This window comes from Haloarcula sp. 1CSR25-25 (assembly GCF_032027985.1).
Classification (GTDB): domain Archaea; phylum Halobacteriota; class Halobacteria; order Halobacteriales; family Haloarculaceae; genus Haloarcula.
In genome coordinates this window covers 341,095-362,933 of record NZ_JAHYBW010000001.1, presented here as the reverse complement: position 1 = coordinate 362,933, position 21,839 = coordinate 341,095, and the positions used below count along the sequence as shown (strand labels likewise).

27 protein-coding genes and 1 tRNA gene are annotated in these 21,839 nt (G+C 65.3%); 18 read left to right on the top strand and 10 right to left on the bottom strand.

What is annotated here, in order from left to right; all coding sequences use genetic code 11:
* Window positions 1-219 precede the first annotated feature (219 nt).
* Entirely contained in the window at window positions 220-1,317 is a 1,098-nt protein-coding gene (locus tag KZ498_RS01635) for an aminopeptidase (protein WP_312616248.1), read from the bottom strand.
* A gap of 270 nt (window positions 1,318-1,587) precedes the next feature.
* Between KZ498_RS01635 and gnd the strand changes: the two genes are divergently transcribed.
* From gnd to KZ498_RS01610, 5 genes are all read left to right on the top strand, one after another.
* Window positions 1,588-2,487 carry a phosphogluconate dehydrogenase (NAD(+)-dependent, decarboxylating) gene (gnd, locus tag KZ498_RS01630; protein ID WP_312616246.1) on the top strand — a complete coding sequence of 300 codons (900 nt, stop codon included), beginning with the start codon at window positions 1,588-1,590 and terminating at the stop codon, window positions 2,485-2,487.
* A 174-nt stretch (window positions 2,488-2,661) separates the two neighbouring features.
* Window positions 2,662-3,246: a 2Fe-2S iron-sulfur cluster-binding protein gene (locus KZ498_RS01625; RefSeq protein ID WP_312616245.1), complete on the top strand. Its 585-nt coding sequence runs from the start codon at window positions 2,662-2,664 to the stop codon at window positions 3,244-3,246.
* Window positions 3,247-3,295: 49 nt separating this feature from the next.
* Window positions 3,296-3,368: transfer RNA gene (locus KZ498_RS01620), tRNA-Arg, on the top strand.
* A gap of 192 nt (window positions 3,369-3,560) precedes the next feature.
* On the top strand, window positions 3,561-4,445 hold the full coding sequence (locus KZ498_RS01615) for an NAD(P)H-binding protein (protein WP_312616244.1): 885 nt from the start codon (window positions 3,561-3,563) through the stop codon (window positions 4,443-4,445).
* Between the two features lie 53 nt (window positions 4,446-4,498).
* A complete protein-coding gene (locus tag KZ498_RS01610) occupies window positions 4,499-5,401 on the top strand; it encodes an NAD(P)-dependent oxidoreductase (protein WP_312616243.1) in 903 nt (300 codons plus the stop codon).
* A gap of 17 nt (window positions 5,402-5,418) precedes the next feature.
* On the opposite strand, the gene KZ498_RS01605 is transcribed toward KZ498_RS01610, so the two are convergent.
* Window positions 5,419-5,652, bottom strand: a complete 234-nt coding sequence (locus tag KZ498_RS01605; RefSeq protein WP_312616242.1) for a hypothetical protein — start codon at window positions 5,650-5,652, stop codon at window positions 5,419-5,421.
* 38 nt (window positions 5,653-5,690) lie between these two features.
* Complete coding sequence (locus tag KZ498_RS01600; protein ID WP_312616241.1) at window positions 5,691-6,758, bottom strand: zinc-dependent alcohol dehydrogenase family protein; 1,068 nt, start codon at window positions 6,756-6,758, stop codon at window positions 5,691-5,693.
* A 112-nt stretch (window positions 6,759-6,870) separates the two neighbouring features.
* On the opposite strand from KZ498_RS01600, the gene KZ498_RS01595 reads away from it, so the two are divergent.
* On the top strand, window positions 6,871-7,203 hold the full coding sequence (locus tag KZ498_RS01595; RefSeq protein ID WP_312616239.1) for a hypothetical protein: 333 nt from the start codon (window positions 6,871-6,873) through the stop codon (window positions 7,201-7,203).
* Window positions 7,204-7,267: 64 nt separating this feature from the next.
* Entirely contained in the window at window positions 7,268-8,596 is a 1,329-nt protein-coding gene (locus tag KZ498_RS01590; RefSeq protein WP_312616237.1) for a M28 family peptidase, read from the top strand.
* A 468-nt stretch (window positions 8,597-9,064) separates the two neighbouring features.
* Here the strand turns inward: KZ498_RS01590 and KZ498_RS01585 are convergent, their stop codons facing one another.
* Entirely contained in the window at window positions 9,065-9,754 is a 690-nt protein-coding gene (locus tag KZ498_RS01585) for a hypothetical protein (RefSeq protein WP_312616236.1), read from the bottom strand.
* A gap of 96 nt (window positions 9,755-9,850) precedes the next feature.
* On the opposite strand from KZ498_RS01585, the gene KZ498_RS01580 reads away from it, so the two are divergent.
* The 4 genes from KZ498_RS01580 (at window position 9,851) to queC (ending at window position 12,211) form a co-directional block, all read left to right on the top strand.
* Window positions 9,851-10,138, top strand: a complete 288-nt coding sequence (locus KZ498_RS01580) for a hypothetical protein (protein ID WP_312616234.1) — start codon at window positions 9,851-9,853, stop codon at window positions 10,136-10,138.
* Between the two features lie 120 nt (window positions 10,139-10,258).
* On the top strand, window positions 10,259-10,708 hold the full coding sequence (locus tag KZ498_RS01575; protein ID WP_312616233.1) for a 6-pyruvoyl tetrahydropterin synthase family protein: 450 nt from the start codon (window positions 10,259-10,261) through the stop codon (window positions 10,706-10,708).
* A complete protein-coding gene (locus KZ498_RS01570) occupies window positions 10,708-11,490 on the top strand; it encodes a 7-carboxy-7-deazaguanine synthase QueE (protein ID WP_312616232.1) in 783 nt (260 codons plus the stop codon). The genes KZ498_RS01575 and KZ498_RS01570 overlap by 1 nt, the downstream gene beginning before the upstream one ends.
* Before the next feature lie 22 nt (window positions 11,491-11,512).
* Window positions 11,513-12,211 carry a 7-cyano-7-deazaguanine synthase QueC gene (gene queC / locus KZ498_RS01565; RefSeq protein ID WP_312616230.1) on the top strand — a complete coding sequence of 233 codons (699 nt, stop codon included), beginning with the start codon at window positions 11,513-11,515 and terminating at the stop codon, window positions 12,209-12,211.
* A gap of 30 nt (window positions 12,212-12,241) precedes the next feature.
* On the opposite strand, the gene KZ498_RS01560 is transcribed toward queC, so the two are convergent.
* The 4 genes from KZ498_RS01560 to KZ498_RS01545 all read right to left on the bottom strand — a co-directional run bounded on the left by KZ498_RS01560 (window position 12,242) and on the right by KZ498_RS01545 (window position 14,520).
* Window positions 12,242-12,625, bottom strand: a complete 384-nt coding sequence (locus KZ498_RS01560; RefSeq protein ID WP_312616228.1) for a methylglyoxal synthase — start codon at window positions 12,623-12,625, stop codon at window positions 12,242-12,244.
* A 58-nt stretch (window positions 12,626-12,683) separates the two neighbouring features.
* Entirely contained in the window at window positions 12,684-12,962 is a 279-nt protein-coding gene (locus tag KZ498_RS01555; RefSeq protein WP_312616226.1) for a HalOD1 output domain-containing protein, read from the bottom strand.
* Between the two features lie 214 nt (window positions 12,963-13,176).
* Window positions 13,177-13,836 carry a helix-turn-helix domain-containing protein gene (locus KZ498_RS01550; RefSeq protein WP_312616225.1) on the bottom strand — a complete coding sequence of 220 codons (660 nt, stop codon included), beginning with the start codon at window positions 13,834-13,836 and terminating at the stop codon, window positions 13,177-13,179.
* A gap of 222 nt (window positions 13,837-14,058) precedes the next feature.
* A complete protein-coding gene (locus KZ498_RS01545; protein WP_312616224.1) occupies window positions 14,059-14,520 on the bottom strand; it encodes a deoxyuridine 5'-triphosphate nucleotidohydrolase in 462 nt (153 codons plus the stop codon).
* A 163-nt stretch (window positions 14,521-14,683) separates the two neighbouring features.
* Here KZ498_RS01545 and KZ498_RS01540 point away from each other — a divergent pair, with 163 nt between their 5' ends.
* The 7 genes from KZ498_RS01540 to KZ498_RS01510 all read left to right on the top strand — a co-directional run bounded on the left by KZ498_RS01540 (window position 14,684) and on the right by KZ498_RS01510 (window position 20,097).
* Window positions 14,684-16,657, top strand: coding sequence for an aconitate hydratase (locus KZ498_RS01540; RefSeq protein WP_312616223.1), 1,974 nt, complete (start codon window positions 14,684-14,686; stop codon window positions 16,655-16,657).
* A 499-nt stretch (window positions 16,658-17,156) separates the two neighbouring features.
* Window positions 17,157-17,654, top strand: a complete 498-nt coding sequence (gene rimI / locus KZ498_RS01535) for a ribosomal protein S18-alanine N-acetyltransferase (RefSeq protein ID WP_312616221.1) — start codon at window positions 17,157-17,159, stop codon at window positions 17,652-17,654.
* Between the two features lie 161 nt (window positions 17,655-17,815).
* A complete protein-coding gene (locus KZ498_RS01530; protein WP_312616220.1) occupies window positions 17,816-18,280 on the top strand; it encodes a DUF5810 domain-containing protein in 465 nt (154 codons plus the stop codon).
* Window positions 18,281-18,303: 23 nt separating this feature from the next.
* Window positions 18,304-18,717, top strand: coding sequence for a DUF5809 family protein (locus KZ498_RS01525; protein ID WP_312616219.1), 414 nt, complete (start codon window positions 18,304-18,306; stop codon window positions 18,715-18,717).
* Window positions 18,717-19,130, top strand: coding sequence for a hypothetical protein (locus KZ498_RS01520; protein WP_312616218.1), 414 nt, complete (start codon window positions 18,717-18,719; stop codon window positions 19,128-19,130). The genes KZ498_RS01525 and KZ498_RS01520 overlap by 1 nt, the downstream gene beginning before the upstream one ends.
* Window positions 19,127-19,669 carry an NUDIX hydrolase gene (locus KZ498_RS01515; protein WP_312616217.1) on the top strand — a complete coding sequence of 181 codons (543 nt, stop codon included), beginning with the start codon at window positions 19,127-19,129 and terminating at the stop codon, window positions 19,667-19,669. Before KZ498_RS01520 ends, KZ498_RS01515 begins: the two co-directional genes overlap by 4 nt.
* 38 nt (window positions 19,670-19,707) lie before the next feature.
* On the top strand, window positions 19,708-20,097 hold the full coding sequence (locus tag KZ498_RS01510) for a rhodanese-like domain-containing protein (protein WP_312616215.1): 390 nt from the start codon (window positions 19,708-19,710) through the stop codon (window positions 20,095-20,097).
* 296 nt (window positions 20,098-20,393) lie between these two features.
* Here KZ498_RS01510 and KZ498_RS01505 read toward each other — a convergent pair whose 3' ends face one another.
* On the bottom strand, window positions 20,394-20,879 hold the full coding sequence (locus KZ498_RS01505) for a hypothetical protein (protein WP_312616213.1): 486 nt from the start codon (window positions 20,877-20,879) through the stop codon (window positions 20,394-20,396).
* Entirely contained in the window at window positions 20,869-21,537 is a 669-nt protein-coding gene (locus tag KZ498_RS01500; RefSeq protein ID WP_312616212.1) for a nucleotidyltransferase domain-containing protein, read from the bottom strand. The genes KZ498_RS01505 and KZ498_RS01500 overlap by 11 nt, the downstream gene beginning before the upstream one ends.
* Window positions 21,538-21,839 lie beyond the last annotated feature (302 nt).

The window sequence follows — 21,839 nt, the reverse complement described above, 5'->3', positions numbered from 1 at the left end:
CGGCCTGTGGGCACCCCCGCTCGCAAAAATTTAGTACAAAAACGTCCTCCGAGTCGCGCTCTGTGAGCGCGCTCGGAGTGAAACCGCTCGCTCCGCTCGCGGTACATCGTCAGCACAGCCTTCGGCATACCTGCCTTTCCCCGGGTCGTGGCACGGAGGCCACTCCCGGCCCACAGCAGCGCAATAGCCGTTCCCGGCCCACGGAACTGAACTCTGTGGCTACCCCTCGAACCCGTCCTCCCAGCGGAACACGCCGTCTCGCTGGACGATTTCGCCGTCGACTTCGAGCCGCGAACCCTCGCCCATCGTCGTGATGAGGTCCTCGTGGACGGCGCTGTCGTTGCCGGACTCGCCCTCGGGGAGACAGGCGTCGTACGCGCGCCCGAGCGCGAGGTGGACCGTCCCGCCCATCTTCTCGTCGAAGAGGATGTTGTCGGTGATGCGGTCGACCCCGCGGTTCATCCCGATGCCGAGCTCCCCGAGCTGGCGCGAGCCGCCGTCGGTTCCGATGACCTCGTCGATGACCGCCTCGCCCTGCTCGGCCGACCAGTCGACGACGACGCCGTCCTTGAACGTCAGCTCGACGTTTTTCACCCGGCGGCCCTGTATCGTCATCGGCACGTCGAAGGTGACGACGCCGGCGGTGTCGTAGGGTGCGGTAAAGACCTCGCCGGAGGGGAGGTTGTGCGAGTCGTAGGCCACGCTGGCGGCGGAGTTGACGGCGACCCGGCCGTCGATGAACAGCGTGATGTCCGTGCCGTCGGCGACGAGACGGACCTTCTCGCCGTCGTCGAGAATCTCCTTCAACTGGGCCTGTTCCTCCGCCAGCGCCTCCCAGTCCCGCAGCGTCGCGTCGTATACGAACTCCGCGTAGTCGGCGTAGGCCATGCCGGCCTGCTGTGCCATCGCCCGCGTCGGGTGCTGGGTCGACACCCAGTCGGTCTCCAGCCGGGCCTCCCTGATCTCTTGTCGGGCCGTCGAGTACGCCTGCCGCCGGTCGCTGTCCACGCCGGCCGTCTCGGCGGTGTTTCTCGACCCTTTCAGGAACAGCACGCTGTCGGCCCGCTCGTACAGCGCCAGTTCGTATTCGGGGTTCTCGGCGAAGGACCCGTCGTGACCCTCCAGATAGGCCCGCGTGAGTTCGTCCGACTGGTACGTCGACAGGAGGTTCGCACCGCGTTCGCCAAGCTGTTCGGCCACGGCGACTGCGAGGTCGTGGGCACCGTCCTCGACGGCCAGGACCACGTCGTCGCCCGCCTCGATTCGAGCGCTCCAGTCGACGAGGGTCCGGGCGTGTTCGTGTATGCGGTCGTCCATGTTCCCCCCAGGCGTGGCCGGAACAAAACGGCGATGGTCCCCGGAGTACAACGGATGATGTGATTGTCTTCCGTAGATTTTTTTGATTCCAGAACTGGATTCCCCAGTGCAGTACGGGACAGGATTCGCGGCGACTGCCCTCCCCACGACCGCGACATCGGTTGGCGACGGTAGTATGACTGACGACGGCACGGGTGGTGTCCGTGCTCCGCTTTTCCCGACAGTACGACGAACCGCAACCCCTACCTGTTCGGTCGGCGACCCCCCGGTATGGAACTTGGCGTCATCGGACTCGGACGGATGGGCCGCATCGTCGTCGACCGCGTACTCGAAGCCGGCCACGAGGTCGTCGTCTTCGACATCGACGAGGAGAGCGTCGCCGACGCGGCTGACGCCGGGGCTCGACCGGCAACGTCTATCGGGGACCTCGCGGAGACGCTCGGCTCGGAGAAACGCGTCTGGCTGATGGTCCCGGCCGGGGACCCGGTCGACGCCGCGCTGGACGAACTGGCCCCGACACTCGACGACGACGACATCGTGGTCGACGGCGGCAATTCCTACTTCGAGGACTCAGTTCGCCGGGCCGAGTCGACCGACGCGGCCTACCTCGACTGTGGCACCTCCGGCGGCCCCGCCGGTGCGGAACTGGGCTTCTCGCTGATGGTCGGCGGCCCGCAGTGGGCCTACGACGAACTGGTCCCCGTCTTCGACGCCGTCGCGACCGGTCCCGACGGGCACGACCGGATGGGGCCGGCGGGCTCGGGCCACTACGTCAAGATGGTCCACAACGGCGTCGAGTACGCGCTGATGCAGACCTACGGCGAGGGGTTCGAACTCCTGGCCAACGGCCGGTACGACCTCGACCTCGAATCGGTCGCCAACACGTGGAACAACGGGGCCGTCATCCGCTCGTGGCTGCTGGAGCTCTGTGAGGAGGCGTTCCGCGAGGAGGGCAACGACCTCGGCGACGTGGCCGACCGCGTCGAGGGCGGGTCGACTGGCACCTGGACTGTACAGGAAGCGCTCGAACAGGAGGTCCCGGTCCCGCTCATCTATCAGGCCCTGGCCGAGCGGTTCGGCTCTCGGGCCGATGACGGCCGGTTCTCGCGCCGCCTCGCCAGCCGACTCCGGTACGGCTTCGGCCGCCACGACGTCCCGCGCCGCGAGTAGGGCTGCAGGCGATAGCGGTTCGATTTTCACGCCCTGTTTCGCCTCCGACGCCGGTACCCATGGGCAGGCCCCATCGGTTCCGTTCGGGGCCGAGGGCTGCTCTGTCCAGCGGTGTCGGCGGCGCTCGCGCGCTGAAACAACAGCTAATTAAACCAGTATTCCATAGCCGTGCACATGGTAGAACTCGTTGCATTCGCCGCCGGGGCCACGCTCACCCTGACAGTGGTCGCGCTCCACTACGCGAAAGGGACCGGTTGGGAGGCACCGGAAGACATCTCCCAGGAGGTCCTTGAGCAGCGGGCCGCGACAGTCCCCGAGACGGACTTTCCGGAGCCGTACAACCGCTCTATCGGTGGCGGCGGTGCCACAGCGATTCCGGCCGGTGAGGCCGAAGGCGAACTCGGCGAAGGCGAAGAGGCCGAGGAAGAAGACGACGGCTTCGACCCCGCCGACATCGCCGACGACGAGGTCGAGTACTACGAGATCGAATTCGCCAAGGAAGGCGAGACGATCGAAGTCGCGAACAACGAGACGATTCTCGACGCCGGCGAAGAGGAGGGCTGGGACCTCCCCTACGCCTGCCGCGAGGGCCAGTGTATCTCCTGTGCCGGCCACATAGAGGACGGCCCGTCGACGGACTACATCCGCCACAGCAACAACGGGTCGCTGATGGACGACGATCTGGAGGAAGGGTACTGCCTGACCTGCGTCGCGTACCCGACCAGCGAGTTCACTATCGAAACCGGCGAGTCGCCCTGACACCGCAGTTCACAACCGTTAAGACGGACAGTCCGATAGCACTTCTTGTGGGCGGCTAGTTCAGCGGACAGAACGCCTGGTTCCGGACCAGATGGTCGGGGGTTCAAATCCCTCGCCGCCCGTACAGCGAACGTAGTGAGCGAACCGGCAGCAGGGATTCTGAACCCGGGGAGTCGCAGCGGCCGAGCGAAGCGAGGCCGACCGTCTCCACTCGGTTCAAATCCCTCGCTCCCCGTTTTCACGGCCCCGGGACTACCCGACTGGGATATTCCATGCCGCAACGTCCTTGAGGTTCCGACACAAGGTACGAACACATGCGTGTGCTCGTTGTGGGTGCGACCGGATTCATCGGACAGCGACTGGTTCGTGCCCTGGACGACGCAGGCCACGATGTGGTGGCTTTCTCCCGGAGCGCGAGCGAGGAGTCCTTTCCCGACGGGGTCGAGCCGTTCGAGGGCGACCTCGGCGAGCCGGACTCCCTCGATAGCCTCTGTGACGGTATCGACGTGGCGTACTACCTCATCCACTCGCTCACCTCCGAGAACTTCGCCGAGCTCGACCGGCGCTATGCCCGCCGGTTCGCCGACTTGGCGTCGGCTGCTGGCGTCGACCGGGTCGTCTATCTCAGCGGAATCAGCGGTGACGAGGAGAACCTCTCGCCGCATCTGGCGTCGCGGCGCGAAGTCGAGTCCGTGCTGGCCGAGGGGTCGTTCGACCTGACGGTGCTCCGGGCGGCGGTCATCATCGGGCCGGAGAGCGCGAGCTTCCGGATTGTCGACGACCTGACCGACCGCCTGCCGCTGATGCTCGTCCCCAAGTGGGTCCGAACACCGTGTCAGCCCATCGGCGTCGACGACGCCATCAGGTACCTCGTGGAGCTACTCGGCGTCGACGCAACCCGCGGCGAGACCTACGACATCGGCGGGCCGTCGGTGTGGTCCTACGAGTCGCTGCTGAAACTCACTGCAGCGGAGAAGGGCAAGCGGGTGTTTATCGTCCCCGTGCCAGTGATGACACCGGGGCTGTCCTCACACTGGCTCCGCTTCACGACAGACGTGCAGTATGCCATTGCCCGACCGCTGGCCGAGAGTATGCGGAACCCGGTGACGGTCGACCCGGAGATGGACCTCCAGACGGTCGTCCCGATCGACCAGACGCCGATCGAAGACGCGGTTCGTCGGTCGCTGGCTGAATCGTAAGCAGCGACCGGCCCTGCGGGAGTGTTTTGAGGCTGTGTGAAACAGCCCTACGTATGCCTGAATCGGTCGCTGTCACCGGCGGGAACGGGCGCGTCGGCCAGCACGTCCTTGCCCATCTAGCTTCGAGGGGGTATCGAACGGTCAACCTCTCACGCGGCAAACGCGGCGAGAATCACGCAGACGCGTACGTCGAGACGGACCTGCTCGACACGGGTGAGGTGTACGGCGCACTCGCGAAGGCCGACCCCGACGCCGTCGTCCACCTCGGGATGATTCCCACGCCCGAGCGGACGCCCGGACACCTGACCTACGAGAGCAACGTCATGTCCAGTTACAACGTGCTGGAGGCGGCCGGCGAACTGGGCGTCGACACGGCCGTGCTGGCGTCGAGTTTCAGCGCCATCGGCGGGGGGTTCGAACCCGAACCGATAACCGTCGACTATCTCCCAGTCGACGAGGACCACCGGCTCACGCCGTCGACGCCCTACGGCATGGGCAAGCAGGCGCTGGAGGTCGCCGCCGACGGGTTCGCCCGCCGGAGCGGGGACACGCCGGATACAATCACCTCACTGCGGTTCCCGTGGGTCGTCGACGACGACACGGCCCGGGAGACGTTCGTCGAGGCCGACCGGACACTCGCTGGCCTCCGGGACTCAGACCACTTCCACACCCAGCGCAACACCCTCTGTGGCTACGTCCACGCCACAGACGCCGTCACGCTCGTCGAGGCAGCCGTCGAGGCGTCGTTTGCCGGCCACGAGCGGGTCTGGGTGTCGGCGCCGGACACGAGCGCCGAGACGCCGAGTGCCGAGCTCGCGGCGGAGCTGTACCCTGACGCGGAGTATCGGGGTCCGGAGGCCGACGACGGGAACCCCTACGCGGCCCTGATTGACACGGCCAAGGCCGGGCAGCTGTTCGACTGGGAACCCAGCTGGAGCTGGCGACAACTGGTGTGAGGTGTCGGTGCCGTAGCTTACCCGGTCCGACCCGACAGCGCCTGCTGGAGTATCTGTCCCAGGAACCCGATCGCTGGGATGGCAAACACCGTCGCGTGCACCCAGGCGTCGTAGCTGATGTCGCTCGGCTTGGTCACGAGAAAGAGGCCGTAGAGGACGACCATCACGACGACCCACAGGGCGGTGATGACCAGGAACGGGACGGCGTCCCGGAGTGGTTCGGTGACGGATTCACGCAGTGTGCCGGACATACCTGAACCGTCAGGCGGAAGCGGGAAAAGCGTGTCTGCTACGCCCCGAACTCCGTCACCAGTTCGACGCCGTCGGTTCCGTAGTCGGTCATCGCCACCAGTCGCTCCGGGACCGTATCGAGTCCGACCCGGCGAGTGACGAGCGCGCCGGGGTCAAGCGGTCCGTCGGCGACCAGGCGGAGGAGTTCGTCGTACCGCGACGGCGGCATTCCACGGGACCCAAGCACGTCGATATCCCAGCGGGTTATCCAGTCGGTCGGCAGCGCCACCTCGCCGCGCTCGGCGTCGGTCGTCAGCCCGACCTGCACGTGCGTACCCCGGGGGCGGAGGCTCCGGACGCTGTTCCGGCAGGTCTCGGCCCGGCCCAGGGCGTCGACGGACACCTCCGCGCCGCCGTCGGTTTCGCCCTCGATGACCGCTGGCACGTCCTCGACGGCACTGGCGTCGACGACGGTACGCGCGCCCACATCGCGAGCCATCGACAGCGGTTCCGCCCGGATGTCGACGGCGATGACGCTGGCCCCCAGTGCCGCGGCAATCTGAACAGCCGCCAGTCCGAGGCCGCCACAGCCGTGGACCGCGACGCGGTCCCCGGCGTCGACGTCGGCCCGATGTGCGAGCGCGTGGAAGGCCGTGACGTACCGACAGCCAAGCGCCGCCGCGGCGTCGAACCCGACGCCGTCGGGCAGTCCAACGAGGTTGTAGTCGGCCGCCGGGACGGCGACCCGCTCGGCGAACGCGCCCGGGACCGCCGGTTCGAACCCGAGCGCGTAGCCGTCCGTACAGACGTTTCCGTGGCCGTTCCGGCAGTAGCTACAGGTCCCGTCGCCGAGGTTGAAGGGCACGACGACGCGGTCCCCGGGCGACACCGTCGACACCCGGTCGCCGGTCGCGACGACGCGGCCCGCGGGTTCGTGTCCCAGCACCTGTCCCAGCGGCACGTCGTCGTCGGCCCAGTCGCCGTGGCCCTGCCAGGCGTGCCAGTCGCTCCGGCAGATACCACAGGCCTCGACTTCCACGACGGCTCCGTCCGGGCCCGGCGTCGGGGCGTCCCGGTCCCGAATCGCAAGCGGTTCGCCGTACGCCTCTAGCACTGCCGCGCGCATAGGTCGGCTTCGCACTCCTCGGACAAAATACCGGAGGGCGGCGACCCCGGGCCGGTGACTGGCCAGTTCCCGGGAGCCGATTTTATGTAGCCCTGTAGCCAACCGTCCGGACATGACCCTCCTCCCGGTTTTTGTCGCTCTGTTCGTGTCACCGGCCGCGGCCGCGCTGGTGTACGCCGACGCCAGGCGCCGCGACCTGTCCCATCGGTACTGCACCGCAGCCGCCTCCGCAGTCGGCCTCGCCAGCTTCGGCGGGTTTCTCGCCGCGTCCCTCTTCGGTAGCGGACTCATTTCGACGTACTACCGCCTCCTTGACCGGCCGGTCATCGCTTTCACGCCGCTTGACTTCCTGCTCTCGCTGCTCCTCGCCGGGCTCGCCGTCACCGTACTGGCCGTTCTGGCGTACGGGCTCACCAGCCGGTACGGCCCGTTCGCGCCCTCCTGATCGTTGCGTCGGGCGTCTGACGGCCACCCCTAATTTCAAACCCGGCACGGCCCCACCGAGTGGTATGGACGACACCGACTGGATCGGCGAAACGTTCACCAGCGCGACCGGGTGGGGCCACCTGGAGACGCTGGTCGACATCGGGAACCGGATGGCGGGCAGCGACGGCGAGCGAGCGGCCGCTGAAGCGACCCGGGACGCGCTGGCGGCGTACGCTCGCGACGCCCGGCTCTCGGAGTTCGGGATACAGGGGTGGGAACGGGGCGACAGCGCCGTCCACGCCGACGGGTCGCCGGTCGCGACCCAGGCCCACGAGTGTATCGCCCTGCCGCGGTCGCCGGCCGGCGAAGTGACCGGCGGCCTGGTGGACGTGGGTCACGGACTCCCCGAGGAGTTCGAGGACGCCGACTGCGAGGGCCAGATCGTGCTGGCCCGCTCGGACGTGCCCGACTGGTACGACCGGTACATCCACCGACGGGAGAAGTACTACCACGCCGTCGAGGCCGGTGCCGCGGGGTTCGTCTACCGCAACCACGTCGAGGGGCTGTTGCCCCCGACCGGAAGCGTCGGCACGGCGGCGGCCCCTATCGGCGAGATTCCGGCAATCGGGGTCGCCAGTGAGACGGGCGCGCGATTGGCGCGTCGCTACGCCGGCGACGACGTCACTCTCACCGTCGACTGCGAGACGCCCGACGCGACGAGCCAGAACGTCCACGCCGAACTGGGGCCGGACACCGACGAGCGACTGCTGGTGACCAGTCACGTCGACGCCCACGACATCGCGGAGGGGGCGATGGACAACGGCGCCGGGACGGCGATGGTCGTCGAGGTGGCTCGCGCACTGGCCGGCCGCGAAGACGAACTGGAGACCCGCGTGGAGTTCGTCGCCTTCGGTGCCGAGGAGGTCGGTCTAGTCGGTTCGAACCGGCTGGCAGAGGAAACTGCCACCGACGATGTGACGGCCGTGCTCAACTTCGACGGCGTCGTTCAGGGTCGCACGCTGAACTGTTACACGCACGGTTTCGACGCGCTGGCGGCCGCCGCCGGGGACGTGGCCGACCGCTTTGACCACCCAATCACACTCACGCCGGAGCAGGGCCCCCACAGCGACCACTGGCCGTTCGTTCGGCGGGGCGTTCCCGGCTATCACGTGACCAGCGAAACCGGCGGCGATGGGCGTGGCTGGGGCCACACCCACGCCGATACGCTGGACAAGCTGGAACCCCGGGCCCTCCGCGAGCAGGCCGTCCTGCTGACCGAACTCGCCGTGACGCTTGCAGACGGCTCGGTGCGGCCCGACCACAAAGACCCCGCGGAGATAGCCGATGCCCTCGAAGCACAGGACCTCGCCGAGGGGATGCGGATTACGGGTGACTGGCCCTTCGAGGACTGACGCGAAACCGGCACCGCCGGCTCTACGCTTCACTCCCAGGACCAGTGTCGAACAATTACCAGATTTTTGGCAGTTCCACGCCCTTCGGCGTTCCGGTGTTCTGGTCTCTGACTGTGGTGTATAATGATTTACTCGGTATAGAAGTAACATATTCCGTAGGTTATTTACCAACCGGGAACATGGAAATCGATGGCAGGTCGACTGGTCTACGTACTGTAGTCCGCACGTGAACGCCGACACCGGCGTTCGCTGCCACGCTCCCATGCTATGTCGGTCTCGCGGAGTCCGAGGCCGAACCGACGTGAGTAAACCACACCTGCCGTCGTCAGTCAACACCAACACCAATACCTGACACCGCGGCCGTCCACGTGCCAAGACGGCCGTCGTGTCCACTTCCTGACCGAACTCCTGAGGAACACCGAGCCGTAGTCGGTGCTGTGCAAAACGGAAAACAGCGGCGTCGCCGGCTTACGCCTCGTAGGCCTGTTCCACGTCGGCTTTCGCCGCCGGAATGACCTGCTGTTCAGCGCGGCGCATCGACCGCAGCGCCTCGTCGGTGAACTCGACGTCGAGCGTGGGCAGGGCCCGCGCGAGACCGCCAAGCACCTCACCGGGGTCGATGGTGAGTTCGAAGGCGAAGGCGGTCCGGTCCTCCCGCAGCGGGACGGAGAACTCGAAATGCGTCTGGACGATGTCCGCCGCCGTCTCCCGGTCGTAGGACTCGGTGACGGCCGTCCAGAAGTCGTCGCTGTCGGCGGCGACCAGCGGTTCGAGGTCGTCCCCGAACGAGCGCTGGCGGGCCAACAGGCGGTCCCGAATCCGGTCCCGGCGGTCGCCACGGACGCTGTCCCGGAGCGCGTTCCAGTAGATGTCGTGGGCCAGCACGTCGTCGGCGTAGGCGTCGAACGCCGCGTCAGTGCCGGCGTAGTCGAGCACCGGCTCTAACTGGGCGAGTATCTGCTGCTGGTAGGACTGGAGCTTCGGCCGGACGACGTGGCGCTCCAGCGGGCGACTGTTCTTCAGGAGCTTGCTCGCGACGCGGCCCCCGCTCCCGTTCGACCCGCGTAGCACAGCCCCCACATCGAACGCCGCGTACGTCTCGTCGACGAACTGCGAGAGGTAACGCTCGAACTCCCGTTCGACGGCACGTCGTGTCACACCCGTCTCTGTGGCCTGCAGTGACCTATCCCTTACGCCGATGGCCGCCGGCGACGTAGCATGACCGTTATCATTGTGCACAGCTACGTAGCATGTGTGCCTGGAGACCTGCCAAGCGACGTACACGCGGTGCTGACACAACTCGCCCAAGAGGGGGCAGCGGCGGTCGCCACAGCGGAGTTCGACACAGCTCGACAGACCGTTGGGACAGCTGAGACGGTCAGTCGGAACAAACTCCCGGAGTGTGAGTTACGGGCGCAGTTGCTCCACGGCTGCCGGCAGGTACACACAGCGCTAGATAACGAACATCCCGACGCTGCTGCCGAGTATCTACGGGCGATGGACCGACGGCTTGCGGCCGTCGACGACGAGAAATCTGACTGATTCAGACACCTACAGTACTCGACGGAGCCGACTCCGGCGGATATTGAGCCACATACGGTTCCCGGGGCGTGGGTGGCCGGCTCCCGTGAGAGTTAAGCCACCCACCGATAATATCGTGGTATGTCTCAGCGACTATCGAAGGCCGATGACACGCTTGTCGACGCGGGGGAACGGGAACTCGTCGTCGGCGGTGACCGGCCGCTCCGGATCTCTGCGGGCCACCGGCTGCTACACCACGACGGGAAGTGCTCGCGCCCGCACGGACACAACTACGAGGTCACCGTCCGCGTCACCGGCGAACTCACCGACGAGGGGTGGGTCGTCGACAAGGGCGTGGTCACGGACGTAGTCGACGAGTGGGACCACCGCTTCCTGCTGGAGGCCGGCGACCCGCTTGTCGAGGCCTTCGACGCCAGCGGCGACGCCGACGCGGTAGTCGTCCTCGAGCATCCGCCGACGGCCGAGGTCATGGCCGCGCTACTGGAGCAGCGCCTCGCCGACCGCCTCCCGGCGACGGTGTCGGACGTCGCCGTCACCGTTCGGGAGACCAGCGAACTCTGCATCCGCTGATGCCGGTCGCAGACGACGCGCCCGCGGTCGATATCGAGCGAACCGACACCGACGCGGAGACGGGCGACCTCCCTGTCAACGAACTGTTCCAGTCGCTCCAGGGCGAGGGCCGACTGGCCGGTGTCCCCTCCGTGTTCGTCCGGACCAGCGGCTGTAACCTCCGCTGTTGGTTCTGTGACTCCTATCACACCTCGTGGGAACCGACCCACGACTGGTTCGCCGTCGACGACGTGGTCGCGGCTATCGAAGAATACGACGCCGACCACGTCGTCCTCACCGGCGGCGAACCGCTCATCCACGACGCGAGCGCGGACCTGCTGGAGCGACTGGCCGACCGGGGCTATCACACGACAGTCGAGACCAACGGGACCGTCGTCCCCGACGCACCGATAGACCTCGCCAGCGTCAGCCCGAAACTGGCCTCCAGTACGCCGACGGCCGACCGCGACCCCGACGGCGACGGCGAGTGGGCGGACCGCCACGAACAGCGCCGACTCGACCTGGACGCGCTGGCCGAACTCGTCGAAACCTACGACACGCAACTGAAGTTCGTCGTCACGGGGCGGGCGGACATGGCCGAAATCGAGCGCCACGTCGAGCGGCTCCGCGACGCTGCGTCCGCTCGCGTGCACGACGACGACGTGTTACTGATGCCGGAAGGCCAGACCCGCGACCAACTCGAAGCGACCCGGGCCGAAGTCGCGGACCTCGCGCTGGAGTACGGCTACCGGTACACGCCGCGGCTTCACGTCGACCTCTGGAACGACGCACCGGGCACCTGACCGACCTCTCGAACGACAACAGATGACTGACGACACCCGCGCTGTCGTGCTCGCCTCCGGCGGCATGGACAGCGCCACGGCGGCCTACGAAGCACAGACCCGCGGCTACGACCACCTGTACCTGCTGCACACCAGCTACGGGCAGAACACCGAGGACCGGGAGTACGACTGCGCCAGCGCGCTGGCAGACCACGTCGACGCGGCGGACTTCCTCCACGTCGAGACCGGCCACCTCACCCGTATCGGCGCGTCGTCGCTGACCGACGACTCGATGGACGTGGAAGACGCCGACACCGACAGCGACGAGATTCCGACCTCGTATGTCCCCTTCCGGAACGCCAACCTCCTCTCGATGGCGGTCTCCTACGCCGAGGCCAACGACTGCGGGGCCGTCTTCATCGGCGCACACAGCGAGGACTTCTCGGGGTACCCGGACTGCCGGCCCGCCTTCTTCGACGCCTTCCAGGGCGTCATCGACGCCGGCACGAAGCCCGACACCGACATCGACCTCGTCGCGCCCTTCGTCGAGTGGTCCAAGACCGACATCGCCGACCGCGGCGTCGAACTCGGCGTCCCCTACGAGGACACCTGGAGCTGTTACCGGGACAACGAACCGGCCTGTGGGACGTGTGACGCCTGTGCGTTCCGGCTCGAAGCCTTCCAGCGTATCGGGGAACGCGACCCCATCGAGTACGCGGAGCGGCCGGAGTACGCCGAGTAGTCAGACTGCTGTCGGTCGTCTCCCGACGGGCTACTCGTCGGCTTCGTCCCGGGCCAGCCCTTCGAGGACGTACTCCGCCGCAGTCCGGGTCGTCGCCAGGGGCACGTCGTGGACGTCACAGATGCGCAGGAGCGCGGTGATGTCCGGCTCGTGAGGCTGTGCCGTCAGCGGGTCCCGGAGAAAGACGATGCCGTCCATCCGGCCCTCGACGACTTCCGCACCGATCTGCGTGTCGCCCCCCATCGGCCCGCTCTCTTTACGCTCTACTGTGAGGTCGGTCTCTGCCATGATGCGCTTGCTCGTCGTCCCGGTCCCGACGAGCTCGAACGCCGACAGCGTGGGTTCGTAACTCTGTGTCAGGTCGATCATCTCGGGCTTCTCGTCGTCGTGTGCGATGAGGGCGACGCGGGTCATACCAGGGGCTCTCGGGCCACCGTCTTATGTCATTTGGACAGCGCAACGCCGGCGGGAGTCACCCGTCGACCGCAACCTCCCCGTCGGCGGTGATCGTCACATCGTACCCCTCGACAGCGAACGTCAGCGACTCCGTCGTCCCCCGGGCGACGACCGCACGGAGTGACTCGCTGTCGACGTACGTGTCCAGAGCGTCAATGTCATCCGCAGCTAGGTCTGTCGCTTCGATGACTGCATCGACAATAACGTCACTTGCGGGTTCGGGGCTAACCCAGCCGTCGGACCCCTCCACGGTCCGGTTCCGCAGCATATACACGGTCCCCTCGTTAGAGCTCATACACCACCGTACGCCCCCTTCTAATATAATAACGGACGAGCTATTTCACTGTCTGAAGTAACCCCGGTGACGGACCAGACTCCCGTATCCGGTCACGGTTGTGCCGAGCAACGCAGAACGCAGCCGTTCAGCGGTATCTGGCCCTCGACCGTCCGTGCTCCCGGACCGGCGTTACCACCCCGCTGCTACCGACCGGGCGTCGCTCTCCTCGCGGTTACTCCGGCGGCGAGCCGACAAGCGGCCGCTCAGGGGCCGCCAGCGTGTTCTGTACCAGTGTTCGCGTCCCGCGACGGAGCCGCTCCGAGGCGGCCTGACTGGAGATACCGAGCTCCGCGGCGAGGTCCGAGAGGGACGATTCTCGCGGGACGGTGAAGTACCCGCGGTTGAGCGCGAGCAACAGCACTTCTTGCTGTGGGTCCGTCACCCCGAACTGCGGGGAGGCTTCGGTGTCGTCGGTGATGGTCTGGATGTCGATATTGATGTTACTGGAGACGAGCGCATCACGGAACGACAGCACCGAACTCTTCTCGGGGAACCGGGCCCGAAACACCCAGTCGTCACCGGTCTGTGCGGCACCGAGCAGAAACCCGTCCGCGTTCAACAGCGCCTGTCCGACCGCATCGACTGTCGTATCAGTTGTATGCAGTGTGTACCAGTGACCATCTCCTTCGGCCGCCACGTGGGCGTAGTCGGTGATACTCTCGTCCTGTGCCAGATTCCCTTCGATGGCAGGCCGGTCGACAGGGCCGATCCATGCGACGGCACGGCAGTCGCCGCTCTCGCAGTGCAGTCGCTGTATTCGTATCGCGGCTTTACTCAGCGCCGCAGCTGTTCGCTGCAAGAGGGGGGCGTCGATGTGAAATTCTACTATCATATCTCACTGTCACACAGCAACAATGATAAACCCCGGTCAGACAGTTGTCGTACCTGAAAACGGTGCCTGTATAATTTCCGGGTACTGAAGGTTGACGGCGGGATGGACCGGGGTATAGTTGCTTCAAGCACCAATGGAAACCACTCGGGAAATCCACTTAAATTCCCAGCATGGTCTACCATGTCCCGAACTGTGGGACACCTCTCGGATTGTGGTTGCGTTTCAGAGGTTCTCGCCCTGATACGACCCTTCGTATGTCCCCTCGTGGGCGGCGTCGGCGAGAACGAGCTGTGCGACCCGCGCGCCCTGTTCGAGTTCGATGGGGTGGTGGACCTCCAGTAGTCCCTCGCCCCGCCCCTCGTAGCCGGCGTCCCAGACGGCCGTATCGAGCATGCAGGAGTTGCGGAGCAACGACGACCGGGGGAGGAGAAAGCCGATGTGCCGCTCCGGGATGACGACCCGGTCGGCGTACTCGACGATGTACCCGCCACGGTCGAGCTGATAGACACCGTCGCTGGGTTCGACCTCCCGCCGGTCGCCGACGGTCTTGTCGCCGCGCCCGATGCGTCCCGGCTCGACCTGCTCGTAGACGGCCCCGAGCGTGAGGTCGACGCCGTTCGGTTGCACCTGTGAGTCCCTCAGGTCACCGAGAGCATCGGCGACGAACTGCCCACTTTTGAACATAGGGGAGTCTGTGGGAGTGTCGTGCAAAGGCCTGCCGGTCTGGCCAGTCGCGCTGGCCACACAGTTGACTCGCTTCTGAGTGACGGACGGCACGGCTTTTTATATGAAAAATACGACGGAATACGCGGGATTTATACCCGCGCGCCATCCATTGACGCACGTTATGGGACAGACGCTTACGGAAAAAATTCTCGACGACCATCTCGTCGAAGGGGAGCTGACACCCGGAGAGGAGATCGGGATCGAGATCGACCAGGTGCTGACACAGGACACGACCGGGACGCTCGTCTGGCTGCAGTTCGAGGCACTGGGCCTCGAAGAAGTCCAGACGGAGCTGGCCGCCCAGTACTGTGACCACCAGACCTACCAGTTCGACTTCAAGAACACGGACGACCACCGCTTCCTCCGCTCGGCCGCAGGCACGTTCGGGGCTCACTTCTCACGCCCCGGCAACGGTATCTGTCACAACGTCCACAAGGAGAACTTCGCCGCACCCGGCAAGACGATGCTCGGCTCGGACTCGCACACGCCGACCCCCGGCGGCCTCGGCGAACTCGCCATCGGTTCCGGCGGGCTCGACGTCGCCGTCGCGATGGGTGGCGGTGCCTACTACATCGAGATGCCGGAAGTCGTCAACGTCCGCCTCGAGGGCGAGCTACCCGAATGGGCCACCGCCAAGGACGTCATCTTGGAGCTGCTCCGCCGGCTTTCGGTCAAGGGCGGCGTCGGCAAGGTGCTCGAATACACCGGCCCCGGCGTCGAGACGCTGACCGTCCCCGAGCGGACCACCATCACCAACATGGGGACCGAGCTCGGCGCGACCTCCTCGATCTTCCCGACGGACGACCAGACGAAGGACTACCTCGAGCGCCTCGACCGCGAGGACGTCTTCGAGGAGATCGGCCCCGACGAGGACGCCGAGTACGCCGACGAGATCGTCGTCGACCTCTCGGAGCTGGAACCGCTCATCGCCGAGCCGTCGATGCCTGACAACGTCGTCCCCGTCAGCGAAGTCGAAGGTCAGGACGTCGAGCAGGTCATCATCGGCTCCTGTACCAACGGCGCATACGAGGACATCCTCCCGAGCGCGAAGATGCTCGAGGGCCGCAACATCGACAAGAAGACGGAGATGATCGTCGCCCCCGGCTCCAAGCAGGCCTCCGAGATGCTGGCCCGCGAGGGCTGGACCGCGGAGATGATGGCCGCCGGTGTCAACTTCTCCGAGGCGACGTGTGGTGCCTGTATCGGCATCGGCCACGTCCCCGCCTCCGATTCCGTCTCCCTGCGGACCTTCAACCGCAACTTCGAGGGTCGCTCCGGTATCGAGGACGACAACGTCTATCTGTGCTCGCCGGAAGTCGCCACCGCGGCGGCCATCAAAGGCGAGATCGTCGACCCGCGCAACCTCGCCGACGAACTCGGCGACCTCGAAGCGCCGGGTCTGGAGATGCCCGACCAGTACATCGGCAACTCCGAATCGGACCTCATCGCGCCCGACCAGGCCGTCGACGACGAACTCATCAAGGGTCCGAACATCGGCGACGTGCCGCTGAAAGACCCCCTCGAGACGGAAGTCGGTGGTGAGGCCCTCCTGAAGATGGAGGACAACATCACGACGGACCACATCATCCCGGCCACGCAGGACATCCTGATGTACCGGTCGAACGTCCCGAAGCTCTCCGAGTTCACGCTCTCGCGCGTCGACGACACGTTCGCGGAGCGCGCGCTCGAAGCCGGCGGCGGCGTCCTCGTCGCCGGCGAGAACTACGGCCAGGGCTCCTCCCGTGAACACGCGGCCCTGTGCCCGATGTACCTGGGTATCGAGACCGTCCTCGCACAGAGCTTCGCCCGCATCCACAAGGCGAACCTGTTCAACTTCGGTATCGTCCCGCTCACCATCGACGAGGAGACCTACGAGAAAATCGAGGAAGGCGACGACATCGAGGTCGTCGACGACGCGGCCGAAGCCGTCCGCTCCGGTCAGGAAGAGTTCACCATCCGCGTGAACGACGACTGGGAGGCGACCGGCCGGCTCGACGCCTCCGAGCGCGAACGCGAGATCCTCGCCGCCGGTGGCAAGCTCTCGCACACCAAACAGCAGCACGACGACGGCGGCGCTGCACCTGCAGACGACTAGAGCGAGGTTCAACAACCCGAGACCCTCGGTTTTTTTGCGAACTGGGACGCGACCCGTGAGCCGCGAACGTTTGTCGAACCCTCAGTTAGTGTTCACGCGTGACCGACACTGCAAGCGGGTACGTTGGCGCCCGTGGACATCGCGACTCCGCACAACGGCGGCCTGCTCGCGTTCGCTGCCGGAGTCCGCCTGTTTTTCGTGGCTGTCTCGTACCTCGTGTACGGACGGCGAGCGTCGTCACTGGCGTGTGGCATAGGAACGGCCCGTAACTGGAAGCGACGACGGAAAGATTCGGAAAGAGGGGTGGGGGTGGGGGTGGTGGCACCCGAAACGGGTGCGAATATAGGTAGACTCGTCGGGCTAAAGAACCTTCCGGCGTTCTGTCCCTGTCTCGGCCGTATCGATGCATGAATTATCAGTTCCTATCGACAAACAGTCAGAAACCGGGGTATCTTCGGTCGGCGATAACACATATGTAGGTCCGCACCGAAGCACGCACGTGACAACGGTCGCTCCCGACGGACCGGGGACGCCGGACACACCATCGGTCCGGCGCGCCGTCCGCGCGGACCTCATCGAGGTCCACCGCATCGAGCAGGCGTCGTTTCCACAGCCGTGGCCGTTTTCGGCGCTGGAGAGCTATCTCGACGAAGCGGGGTTTCTCGTCGCTGAGACCGGCAACGACGACGCTGACCCGCCTGCCGTCGCGGGCTATGTCATCGCGGATACGGTCCCGAACCACGGCACGCCGCTTGGCCACGTCAAGGACCTCGCGGTTCGGCCGGCGTACCGACGACAGGGCGTCGCGAGCGCGCTGCTGGGGCGCGCGATGGAGGTCATCGGCGAGACGGGTGCCGGTTCGGTCAAACTGGAGGTCCGAGCCGACAACGGCGGAGCACGACAGCTCTACCGCCGCTTCGGGTTCGAACACCGGAAGACCATTCCGAACTACTACAGCAACGGCGAGGACGCGCTTGTGATGGTCCGCCTGCTGTGAGTGGGTGTTCCATGTCTGGCGCTGTCGGCGTGTTGTGGTCGTCTTGCCGTGATTCCTCGCCGGATGACTGTTCTAGCTGTCGGGAGATGACCCGCTCGACGTGACCACTTCTCTTCGACCCCGACTGCATATACGGCTCCGCATCCACGGTTCGCACACCGATGGGATACGCCTGTCCAGTGTGTGACGACCCGCAAGCCGACGACGTGCATCTGGCGAACCACCTCGCGTTCACAGCGATGACCGGCGGCGACGACCACGAGGCGTGGCTCGACGAGCGCGTCCCCGACTGGGGCCAGCTCGGAGAGACCGAACTGTCGACCGAGGTCGTCGAGTACGCCGAGGAGACGGAGTTTCCACAGGTGTTCGAGGACACCGTCGACCGCAGCGGCGACGGACACAGCCACGACCACGGCCATGGTGACCTCCCTCAGGGCGCGGACCGCCACCGGGGGTCGGACGCGCTGAGCGACCACGATAGCGAGGTGCTGGCCGAGGCCCGGGACCTGACGCGGGAGATGCTGCGCGACGGCGACGACGAAACCGACGGTGACGCCGCCGATAGCGACACGCCGGATTCCGATGCTGGCGACGACGCCGGCGAGTCCGGAGACGAAACCGAGTAGTCCCGTCGGCGGCAAGGAGACGTATGGACACTGAGGGGCAGTTCGCGCCGGCATCGGCAGCTGAGGCCCGCGAGCGCTACGAGACGTTCGGGCCGACGGCCCAGGTCGTCGTCAAGGAAGTCGCGAAGGCGATGGGTCTCGACGCGGAGGCCTACGAGGAGCGGGTCACCAGCGAGGTGGTCGAAACCGCCCGCGACGTCCTGTTCGCGGAGTCGCTCGCGGTACAGGTCGGTTCGATGGCGGAGTTCGAGTCCTGGCGGGCCGATACGGACTGCGAGGTGACGCTGGTCGGCGCGGAGACCGTCGACAACGTCGTCTGGCACGCCGCGCCCTTCGCAGAGCAGGCCGTCGCGGCGACGTTCCAGGACAAACGCCGGGCCGCCGTCGGCACGCTCCGCCGCCAGGCCTTCGGTCGTATTTACGCCGAGGTCGTCTGATGCGTCCGGTCACACGGAACACCCTGCTCGGTATCATCGCCGTCGTCGTCCTGTTGCTGGCACTGGGGGCGCTTCCGGGCCTCCTCAAGAGCGGCGACCCCTACTACGCCGTCGCCACCCCGACCGACGGGGCATACAGCGTCGACAACGGCACGGCGATCAACTGGAGCACGCAGTCCGAGCGGCGCTTCCCGTACACGAGCGCGGCGCTGGCCGACGCGTCCCCGTCGACAGCCGGCCAGTCAGAGCCGTACTGGCGCGGCCCGGTCGGTCTCAAAGGGGCGTTCACCCACTCGCCGTTCGACGAGCGCGACGCCTTGCGACAGCAGTACGACGGCGCGGTGGTCGACGAGGGCGTCGTCGTCAGGCACAACGGCACGTTTTACCACGTCGCGGTCCGACAGGACGTATGACCCGCGAACCGGCCCACGAGTGGCCCGTCGTCGAGAGCGAACGCGAGTACGAGACCGGCTGGTACACCGGCGGCTACGACCGGGTTCGCCAGCCCGACGGCTCCGAGAAAGACTACTACTGGGCGGACCTGCCCGCGGCGGCCGTGGTGGTTGCGACGACCGGCGACGAACTCGTCATGGTCGACCAGTACCGCCCGACCATCCGCAAGCAGTGTCTCGAACTCCCGGCCGGTATCGTCGAGGACGACGAATCCTACACGACCGCCGGCGCGCGCGAACTCCGCGAGGAGACGGGCTTCGAGGCCGCTGGCGTCTCACTGATAGAGGAGTTCTGGTGTTCGACCGGTGTGCTCCGACACCGCCGCGGCATCGTCTTCGCCGAGGGGCTCGAACCGGTCGACCGGGAGCTCGACGACAACGAGTTCCTCTCGGTGACGACCGTCCCAATCGACGAGGCGCTGCAGGTCGCCCGGCGCGAACCGGCCAACGACGCGACCATCGAAGGTATCCTGCTGGCACAGGCCGACGGGCTGCTGTAGTCGGTGAAGGTTTAGGTATCGGCCGCTAGCGGCTGGATATGGACGGCGAAATCGACGCCGACGAGCTACGGTCGAAACTCGAAGACGGGGCGGTCCGGGTGGTCGACATCCGCTCGCCTGGCGCGTTCGAACGGGGCCACATCCCCGGGAGCGAGAACGTCCCGTTCCCGTCGCTGGTCGACGAAGTCGAACGGTTCGAGGGCGACGACGAGGTGGTGACGGTCTGCCCGCACGGGAAATCCAGCGTTCAGGCCGCCCGGCTCATCACTTCCTACGAGGGGTTCGACGGCGACGCTGTGAGCCTCGCACCCGGCCTCGACGGCTGGGACGGGCCGCTGGAGCGCGGTGGCGCCGACGGAGAGACGCCGACAAGTGATACTGCCGCTGCTGACGGAGACACCGACGAAGGCCCTGCCGCACCGTTTTAGCTCTCCGGACGTCGAAATGGTGGCTCAGGGTTAGCTATCGTCACAAGGGGCTCAGCGGGGGTAACATTTCGTCATTGCCACCAGTAGCCGGTATACCTTCACCGCTGAAAAATTCGTCTATTATCGAGTCGTGATTGAGAGTGGCGCGAGAAGCAACGGCACTCCGGCTCGAGTTATATCAGAAACCGACCACCAAAATGAGTTAGATGGGGCCACTCGATGAATCTGAAAGCAGGTATGTCGGTTAGGTTACCAGCCAAGCCGGGACCGATGGCATGAGAGACCGGCCATTGCGGTCAGCAGAGACACTCGTGACGTACTTGACTCCCGTCAACCAGATTTCGATGCATCTCCGTAGCGAGTTCGTGCATCGCCTCTGCTTGCGCCTCGGTAGCAATTCCGAGTCGGTAGTACGTTTTCGTCCGGTTTTGATTCCACAGTTCGGCTAGTCGCTCCCCAAATGCATCATCGTAGAGTCCGACCTCTGCACCTCGCTGGTAGAGTCTCCGATGACTGCTGATTACCTCGGAAGCCTCCATTGCGCCGTCGTGGATCAGTCGGAACTGGATTGTCCGCTCGATCGCCACGAATGATGACTCAATGACGACCGTATAGTAGCCGTCGGCAAGGAGACGAGACGCAGCTGCCAGAAGTCGACACGCCCGACGTAACTGTACGAGTTCGGCCTCCTCGACATCGAGCCCCTCTTCGACGTTCCGGGGCGCTTGCTCGAAGCTACGCTCGGAAGCCTCGAGTGCGTTGACGACGGAGTTATTCTCCATTCGCGTACACCTCCCTACGAATATCGGAGAGTTGCTCAGACCGGACAAGTATGAGTCCCTCGTCGAACTGCTGCCGTAGCCTATCGCCGATCCGTTTCGCGCTTTCGGTTGATTCAACGAGGACTTCGAAGTTGTAGCGGTCACCGACAAACTTCGTTTGTTGGAGTGTGCTCACAATCGACTGGACAGTTCGGCGAGCCGTTGTCTTGTCATCCTGAACGAAGACGAGAATGTCGATGTCACTCGCGCGATCTGCCGTGCCTCGTGCGACGCTGCCAAAGAGAAGCACACCAACTAACTCATCAACTTCTGCCTGAACCCTGTCGACAAAGGCTCTGATGGGCTTGTGAAATTCAGACTGGGGGATAGATAAGACTGGATCAGGTTTTGTGAGCCGGTCACGATGGATACTCACGTACTGCTTACGGCCTTCTTGCCGCGTCTGGACAGTACCGAGTTGTTTGAGCAGTTTGACGGCCTTTGAGACGGTCGCCTGATTTCCGTCGACCATCTCAGCCAACTGCCCGATGGTGAATTCGTCATACGGCTCCTCAATCAACCGCGACAGCACGTCTTGCATCGCCTGATACCGAAAGACGCGCTCATCGGGAAACGGATACTCCAGAGCGAGTGTTGTCGAATCCTTCCTATTGGGCATACTATTCCTATTAGGAATAATTCTTCATAAACCCTCCTTCCTGGGACTCAGGCAGAAACGTTATAGACTGACATGAATCGCGTGCAAGATACAGAGGCTCTATTGGCCAGCAGATTCAGTTCGACTCTTGCCCGAGATATACGCAACGAGTCCGAGTATCCCAAAGAACCCGTAGACGAACCCACGGATATGTGGTACCGAGAGATTCCGCTTTCTACTGTCCTGATACATGTAGTATCCCACCATTGGCCAGAACATCAGTAGATAGAGCCCTATACGGATGAGAGCACCATTGTACGCGG